Genomic DNA, 8,392 nt, shown 5'->3' on the forward strand with positions numbered 1-8,392 from the left:
GCTGCTATATCATTCGCCACCATTCGTGCCGATATCGGCAGTGGCAAATTTGGACTAAGCAGTTATGGCTAAACTTTCTTTGTGCCTGGCACAGCTGGACTTTACAGTTGGTGCCATTCACAACAACACCGCCCTAATTTTAAAAACGCTGCGTGAGCAGGGCGAGCAACACGATATCATTGTGTTCCCTGAGCTGGCTATTACCGGTTATCCGCCGGAAGACTTATTATTCCGCGATGACCTACATCAGGCAGTGGATAATGCGGTAGAACAAATCAGCGCAGCGGCTTCAGATTGTGTGGTTATTGTCGGCCATCCGCAGGCCGTTGGCGGAGAGTTGTTCAACGCTATGTCCGTGCTACACCGGGGAGAATGCCTGCACCGCTACTTTAAACAGCGCCTGCCCAATTACGGTGTTTTTGATGAACAACGTTACTTTATTCCGGGCCATCAGAGTCAGGTGTTTGAATGGCAGGGCGTGCGCATTGGATTACAAATTTGTGAAGACTTGTGGCATCCGCAACCCTTACAACAATTATTGGATGATGACATTGATCTGGTGCTTTCAATTAATGCTTCTCCGTACGAGTTAAACAAACACGAACAGCGCTTAGGTGTGTTGAAACAGCGTGTGGCAGAAGCCGGTAAACCCATTTTGTATTTGAATAATTGTGGTGCGCAGGATGAGCTGGTGTTTGATGGCCATTCACTGGTTTTGGATGCAGAAGGTGAGCTGGTTGCCGAGCTACCGCACTGTGAAATGACCACGGCAACCGTAACTTACGAAGACAAAAGTATTCGTTGTGTCGGTTTTGAGCCTAAGGCTGAACAAAACGACTTGGCTCATGTATACGACGCTCTGGTGTTGGCGGTGCGTGACTATGTGACCAAGAATGGTTTTTCTGGTGTGGCATTAGGCTTGTCAGGTGGAATCGATTCCGCATTAACTTTGGCAATAGCAAGTGACGCTCTGGGTGCCGATAAGGTTCATGCTGTTATGATGCCGTTTCGTTATACTTCAGATATGAGTCTGGAAGATGCAGAGAAGCAAGCTGATACCTTAGGTGTTCGCTACGACGTTGTGCCAATTGAGCCCATGTTTAATGAGTTTATGACCCAGCTGGGACCGTTATTCGGAGAGACCGAAACCGATACCACCGAAGAAAATTTGCAGTCCCGCTGCCGAGGCGTATTGCTTATGGCTTTATCCAATAAAACCGGTTCGCTGGTGTTGGCTACTGGCAACAAAAGTGAAATGGCGGTGGGTTATGCAACCTTATATGGTGATATGTGTGGCGGTTTTGCGCCTATTAAAGACATTCCTAAGTTGCTGGTTTATCAATTGGCTGAGTTTCGTAATACTCGGGGTGCCTGCATACCTCAAAGGGTTATAGACAGACCGCCTTCTGCTGAACTCGCACCCGATCAAGTGGATTCTGATTCGCTACCAGACTATAGCGATTTAGATCGCATTCTGGCATTGTATGTAGAGAGAGACTGGTCGGTAACCGATATTATCGCGGCCGGATTTGCAGAGGAAGACGTGCGCCGGGTGGTTCGCCTGGTTGATCTAAATGAATACAAGCGTCGCCAATCTGCAGTTGGGCCTAAAGTGACACCTCGTAACTTTGGTAAAGATCGTCGTTACCCTATTACCAGTCACTATCGCCATGAATTACAGCGACAAGGTCAATAGGACAAATACTGATGAAAAAAGTTGAAGCCATTATTAAGCCGTTTAAGTTGGACGACGTGCGCGAAGCGCTGTCTGAAGTCGGCATTGCCGGTATGACTGTGTCAGAGGTAAAAGGCTTTGGTCGTCAGAAAGGCCATACCGAACTTTATCGTGGCGCGGAGTACATGGTCGATTTTCTACCAAAAGTAAAACTGGAAGTTGTGGTTGCGGATAGTGAAGTTGAGCGTTGTATTGAAGCCATTATGGAAACCGCTCAAACCGGAAAAATTGGTGATGGGAAAATTTTTATCACTGAGATTGAACGTGTTATTCGTATTCGTACCGGAGAGGAAAACGAAGACGCGGTATAAGCTACCGCGTCATTCTTTGTAAGAACCTAGCGGGCTGAGACTAACTGATTCTCAGGAAAGTTTGCTCTCAGCACCTTCATTGCGTCTTCACGCAATTCAGGCAGCTCCAGCTGATCATAACTTTCTACCATTATAGCTAAGGCATTTTCGACTTCCGGTGTGTCTGAAAAATGCTCTAATACATACCGACCACGGTTAGCTGCTGCTAAGTAAGCCTGACGCTCCATATAATATTGAGCGATAGCCAGTTCTTTTTTAGCCAAACGACTTTTCAATGCAATTAAACGTTTTTTCGCATCTGCTGCATATTCGCTTTTAGGGTACTTGCGAACTAACTCAGCAAAATCTTTAAATGCCGCCTCGGCCATAGACGAGTCACGGTCAGAGCGGTCAACGCCAGCCAGATTATGTATGGCATTGTGCTCAGCACGCTGATTAACCAACCCGCGCATATAGAGTGCGTAATCGACATCTTTATGATTTGGGTTCAGGCTGATGAAGCGATCGATTGCGGCTAAGGCTTCGTCTGTATTATCGAGTTTGTAATGCAGATAAATAAGGTCTAGCTGAATTTGATGAGCAAAAGGACCAAAAGGGTAACGCTTGTTCAGGCTGGACAATTGTTCCTGCGCCAAATTCAAATTACCATTAGCCATACTCTCCTGAGCCTGGTCATACAGATATTCTATTTGTGTTTTCGACACTTGTTCTTCATCTGATTGGCTTGAGCAGCCCGCTAACATTAATCCCAGAACCGATGAGAAAACGAGGCTTCGGCTTAACTTATTACTTAACATATTATGAAGGATTCCCTTTATTTTTTTGGCGCTGCACCGGCAAACCGTTACACTAGCATATTCTTGCATTCTAACGCAGCCGTAAAGGCTTTGACAGTCGAAACCCAATATATGAACAAAAGCATTGAATTAGAAGCCATTGTTACCGAGTCTCTGGCTGGAAAAAGATTAGACCAGGCACTTGCAGAGTTGTTCCCTGACTACTCAAGGTCTCGCTTAAAAAGCTGGATAACTGATGGAAAAGTGACCATTGATACAAAAGTCATCGAAAAACCGCGAGAAAAAGTGGTCGCCGGTGCTTTAGTTGCAGTGGACGCAGAAATTGAAGGGGAAGAGCGGCACGCAGCACAGCCGGTGGAACTGGATATTGTTTATGAAGATGACGATATTCTGGTTATTAATAAGCCTGCGGGCTTAGTTGTCCATCCCGGAGCAGGAGCGCCTGACAGAACCTTGTTAAACGGTTTGTTGCATTACGATCCGCAGCTCGGTTTAGTGCCGCGGGCGGGTATTATTCACCGTTTAGATAAAGACACAACAGGACTGATGGTTGTTGCGCGTAATGTGCCCGCACAGACGCAGCTAGTCTCAATGATGCAGGATCGCGATATTACTCGCGAATATGAAGCAGTGTGTAATGGTGTGATGACAGCCGGCGGCATGGTTGACCAACCTATCGGTCGTCATCCGACAAAACGTACGCATATGGCGGTGGTGCAGTCGGGGAAACCGGCAGTCACGCATTATCGTGTGTTAGATCGCTACCGTGCGCATACATTACTTCGTCTGCGTTTAGAGTCCGGCCGAACTCACCAGATTCGCGTGCATATGGCGCATATTCGCCACCCCTTAGTCGGTGACTTGACCTACGGCGGCCGACCGCGTCCGCCCAAACAGGCTGAAGATCGTTTATTGCAGACGTTGCGAGGGTTTAACCGCCAGGCGCTGCATGCGGCATCGTTGGGCTTACATCATCCCATTACCGGCGACTGGCTGGAGTTTAATGTTCCACGGCCAACCGATTTTCAATATTTAATTGAAGAACTGCGCGTTGATCATGAACGTTTCAAGTCAGCATGACGGCATTATAGTTCCTGACTGGGAGCTGCCGTCGAATGTTCACGCGGCAGTGACCACCAGAGCTTTTGGAAACCTGGCCGCGCATGTCGGAGATGACCCCGCTGCGGTTCTTCTGCGTCGCCGACAATTGCAGCGTTCACTCAAATTACCGGCCGCGGTTACCTGGCTACAGCAACAACATACCAATAGGGTTTTGCGCTGGCCTTTTATGTCCGCTGTTGCTGATGCTGTCTATAGCGACGAGCCCCAGAGTGTCTGTGCGGTTTTAACCGCAGACTGTTTGCCTATTCTTTGTTGTTCGGACGACGGAAAGGAAATTGCAGCAGTGCACGCAGGTTGGCGAGGTTTAGCCAGCGAGGTATTACAAAATGCTCTGGCAAGCTTTAAAAGCCCTGCGGCTAACATTCGCATTTGGATAGGACCGTCTATCGGCGCTTCGGCTTTTGAAGTAGGTGATGACGTAAGAGATGTGTTCGTTGCACGTCATTCATCTAATGCGGAATATTTTATTTCTCACTCCGATAAATGGTTAGCCGATTTAGCCTCAATTGCAGCGGACGAGTGTTTGCGCGCGGGCATTGAGGATATAACCAAAAGCTGCGAATGTACGGTTCGTAATAACCGAAGCTGGTACTCGTGGCGCAAGGAGAAAGCTGCAGCTAGATTTGCGTCAATTATTTGGCGAAATTAATTTTAGCCACTTGAAAATGCGCAAAAAGTACCCACATTTAACCTAACGAAAGAATTAAGTGAGGAAGTACCGATGCGACACGATAAATTTACCAGTAAGTTTCAGATGGCAATTGCCGATGCTCAGTCAATTGCTCTGGGACGTGACCATCAATTCATAGAACCCGTCCATTTAATGCAGGCACTGTTGGATCAAAACGGTGGCTCAGTGCGCCCTTTATTTACCATGCTGGGTGTGGACATTCCCCAGTTCAGAGCGAACTTGTCGAAAGCCCTGGATGCCTTACCTCAGGTTGAGGGTACCGGCGGCGACGTTCAGCTATCGCAGAACACCGCTCAACTTTTAAACCTGTGCGATAAATACGCGCAAAAAAGAAATGATTCTTATATCTCGTCTGAACTGTTTTTGCTGGCTGCGGCAGAAGACAAAGGCAAGCTGGGCGATATTTTCCGTCAGCAGGGCATAAAACGTGATGCGCTGGAAAAAGCCATTAACGACATTCGTGATGGCGAAAAAGTGGATGACCCTAATGCCGAAGACAAACGCCAGGCGCTGGACAAGTACACCATTGATTTAACTGAACGTGCGGAGCAGGGCAAGCTTGATCCTGTTATTGGCCGTGATGAAGAAATTCGCCGGACTATTCAGGTATTGCAGCGCCGTACTAAAAACAACCCGGTACTTATTGGTGACCCCGGTGTCGGTAAAACCGCCATTGTTGAAGGGTTAGCTCAGCGTATTGTTAACGGCGAAGTGCCTGAGGGTTTAAAGCATAAACGAGTATTGTCTCTGGATTTAGGGGCTTTATTAGCGGGAGCTAAATTCCGCGGCGAGTTTGAAGAACGACTCAAAGCTGTATTGACTGAGCTTTCTAAAGAAGAAGGTCGCATCATTTTGTTTATTGACGAAATGCACACCATGGTCGGTGCTGGTAAAGCGGACGGTGCGATGGATGCCGGCAACATGTTGAAGCCAGCCCTGGCTCGCGGCGAGCTGCACTGTGTAGGCGCTACTACATTGGATGAATATCGTCAGTATATTGAGAAAGATGCGGCGCTGGAACGACGCTTCCAGAAAGTTCTGGTGGAAGAACCGAACGTGGAAGACACTATTGCTATTTTGCGTGGTTTGAAAGAGCGCTACGAACTGCACCATTCGGTGGAAATTACCGATCCGGCTATTGTGGCCGCGGCGTCTTTATCGCACCGTTATATCAGTGATCGAAAACTGCCGGATAAAGCCATCGACTTAATTGACGAGGCAGCATCAAGTATTCGTATGCAAATTGACTCTAAGCCGGAGGATTTGGATCGTCTGGAGCGTCGAATTATTCAGTTAAAACTTGAACGTCAGGCGTTGCAGAAAGAAAAAGATGATGCCAGCAAAAAACGTTTGGAAATTCTGCACGACGAGCTAGACGAGCAGGAACGTAAATATGAAGAACTGGAAGAAGTCTGGAATACAGAAAAAGCGGCAGTACAAGGTACTCAACATATTAAAGCGCAACTAGAGCAGGCTCGCACGGATATGGATATTGCCCGCCGTGCCGGTGACTTAAACCGGATGTCAGAACTTCAGTATGGCCGGATTCCTGAACTGGAGCGACAACTGGATTTAGCCTTGCAAGCCGAAATGCAGGATATGAGTTTGCTGAAAAACCGGGTTACTGAAGAAGAAATTGCTGACGTATTGTCACGGTGGACGGGTATTCCGGTTAACAGAATGCTCGAAGGCGAGCGTGAAAAGCTGTTACATATGGAAGAGCAAATCCACAGTCGTGTAGTGGGTCAAAACGAGGCCGTAGATGCGGTTTCCAATGCTATTCGTCGCTCACGGGCAGGACTTGGTGATCCAAACCGTCCTATTGGTTCATTCTTGTTCCTTGGTCCAACCGGTGTGGGTAAAACTGAGCTCTCTAAAGCCTTGGCGAATTTTATGTTTGATACAGACCATGCAATGGTGCGTATTGATATGTCCGAGTTTATGGAGAAGCATTCGGTTGCCCGTCTGGTTGGTGCGCCTCCTGGCTATGTTGGCTACGAAGAAGGTGGCTACTTAACAGAGGCTGTGCGGCGTAAACCGTATTCGGTAATTTTGCTCGACGAAATTGAGAAGGCTCACCCCGATGTCTTTAATATCTTATTACAGGTATTGGACGATGGCCGCTTAACCGATGGTCAGGGACGTACGGTCGATTTCAAAAATACCGTTATTATCATGACCTCTAACCTGGGTTCTGATTTAATTCAGGAGCATGCCAAAGAGCATACTTATGAGCAGATGAAGGCCGAGGTTATGGAAGTGCTGGCGCATCATTTCCGTCCTGAGTTCATTAACCGTGTGGACGAAACGGTTGTCTTTCATCCTCTTGGGGAAAGTGAAATTAGATCTATTGCGCAGTTCCAGTTGCAGCTCCTTTATAAGCGTTTGGAAGACAAAGACTATCAGTTAGAACTGGATGATAAGGCTTTATCTCATCTGGCAAGAACGGGATTTGATCCGGTATTTGGCGCGCGGCCTCTGAAACGTGCTATTCAACACGAGTTGGAGAATCCTTTAGCGCAAAAAATCTTGTCAGGGGAACTTGAGCCTGCTAAACCGATCAAAGTAAGTGTTGAAAATGAGCGGTTAGTGATCACGCAATAACCACACAGGGCTTCGGGCATTTCCTGTTCGAAGCCCTAATGTGATAACCTGACTACTTTCTATTTAGTGACTAAAGAGTGTTTTATACATGAGTAATGACAGCTCAAATAGCAATGGTAAGAGCCGCGGTATCTATTTACTGCCAAACTTGTTTACGACTGCAGGCTTGTTTTCAGGCTTTTATGCAATAGTCGCGTCAATGAACGATCGCTTTATTGAAGCGGCAGTCGCAATTTTTATTGCAATGGTTTTTGATGGGCTGGACGGCCGGGTTGCAAGAATGACCAATACCGAAAGTGACTTCGGGGCCGAATTCGACAGTATGGCCGATATCGTCTCCTTTGGTATGGCACCGGCCTTGGTCATGTATAACTATGCCTTGGCTGATCTCGGAAAAATAGGTTGGTTAGCAGCCTTTATTTTTGTGGCTGGTGGTGCATTACGGCTGGCGCGGTTTAATACTAACCTTGGCTCCTCTGATAAAAACTTCTTTCAGGGTCTGGCTATACCCAGTGCCGCAGCTATTGTTGCAGGCTTAGTCTGGGTGGGCTCTGAATACGGTGTTGAAGGTAGTGACATGGCTGGCTTTGCTGCCGTTATTACTATTTGTGCCGGGCTACTAATGGTTACGAATTTCCGATACCACTCTTTTAAAGACGTAGACTGGAAAGGCAAAGTTTCTTTCCTCGTTATTCTGGTTATTGTTTTGGTTTTCGTTATTGTGGCGACGCAACCATCTTTAGTGCTGTTCTCCATCTTCTTTTTATATGCCTTATCGGGCCCGGTATTAACCATCAAGAATGTGAAGAAGTTGAAGTTGGGTCATGTTGTCGGTGATGACGACGACGATGACGCCGACTTTAATGACAATAAAGAGACTAAAAAAGAAGCAGAAAAGGCTAAGAAAGAAGATTAAAACAACAAACTGGTGAAGTTCTGAGCAAACGATCAAAAAGGTTTTAAAAAGATCTTGCAAGACCCAGAGAGATCACTATAATTCGCCGCCGTTGTCATGAGTTATCCGCAAGGAATTCGGTCAACGGCGTTTTGTTTTAACCGGGCTGAAAAAGCTGAAAAAAATGGGTTGACGAAACGAAAGGGACGTGTAGAATACGCCTCCCTGCTTCGAAAG

General features: G+C 47.0%; 7 protein-coding genes. 6 read left to right on the forward strand and 1 reads right to left on the reverse strand.

The window, feature by feature from the left end:
* Positions 1–64: 64 nt before the first annotated feature.
* Both DET62_RS13820 and glnB read left to right on the forward strand, forming a co-directional pair.
* A complete protein-coding gene (locus tag DET62_RS13820) occupies positions 65–1,696 on the forward strand; it encodes an NAD+ synthase (protein ID WP_110014329.1) in 1,632 nt (543 codons plus the stop codon).
* Between the two features lie 11 nt (positions 1,697–1,707).
* A complete protein-coding gene (gene glnB, locus DET62_RS13825; protein ID WP_011234436.1) occupies positions 1,708–2,046 on the forward strand; it encodes a nitrogen regulatory protein P-II in 339 nt (112 codons plus the stop codon).
* A gap of 26 nt (positions 2,047–2,072) precedes the next feature.
* Here the strand turns inward: glnB and DET62_RS13830 are convergent, their stop codons facing one another.
* The gene (locus DET62_RS13830) at positions 2,073–2,843 is read right to left on the reverse strand and encodes an outer membrane protein assembly factor BamD (protein ID WP_110014328.1); all 771 of its coding nucleotides are present in this window, start codon (positions 2,841–2,843) and stop codon (positions 2,073–2,075) included.
* Positions 2,844–2,954: 111 nt separating this feature from the next.
* On the opposite strand from DET62_RS13830, the gene rluD reads away from it, so the two are divergent.
* The 4 genes from rluD to pssA all read left to right on the forward strand — a co-directional run bounded on the left by rluD (position 2,955) and on the right by pssA (position 8,176).
* The gene (gene rluD / locus DET62_RS13835; protein ID WP_110014359.1) at positions 2,955–3,923 is read left to right on the forward strand and encodes a 23S rRNA pseudouridine(1911/1915/1917) synthase RluD; all 969 of its coding nucleotides are present in this window, start codon (positions 2,955–2,957) and stop codon (positions 3,921–3,923) included.
* Entirely contained in the window at positions 3,901–4,614 is a 714-nt protein-coding gene (pgeF, locus tag DET62_RS13840) for a peptidoglycan editing factor PgeF (RefSeq protein WP_110014327.1), read from the forward strand. The genes rluD and pgeF overlap by 23 nt, the downstream gene beginning before the upstream one ends.
* A gap of 72 nt (positions 4,615–4,686) precedes the next feature.
* Positions 4,687–7,260 (forward strand): ATP-dependent chaperone ClpB, encoded by a 2,574-nt coding sequence (gene clpB / locus DET62_RS13845; protein WP_110014326.1) that lies wholly within the window; start codon positions 4,687–4,689, stop codon positions 7,258–7,260.
* Between the two features lie 88 nt (positions 7,261–7,348).
* Complete coding sequence (gene pssA / locus DET62_RS13850; protein WP_110014325.1) at positions 7,349–8,176, forward strand: CDP-diacylglycerol--serine O-phosphatidyltransferase; 828 nt, start codon at positions 7,349–7,351, stop codon at positions 8,174–8,176.
* The last annotated feature ends 216 nt before the right edge of the window (positions 8,177–8,392 follow it).

Origin of the sequence: Idiomarina sp. H2 (genome assembly GCF_004364275.1) — a bacterium.
Classification (GTDB): Bacteria; Pseudomonadota; Gammaproteobacteria; order Enterobacterales; family Alteromonadaceae; genus Idiomarina; species Idiomarina loihiensis.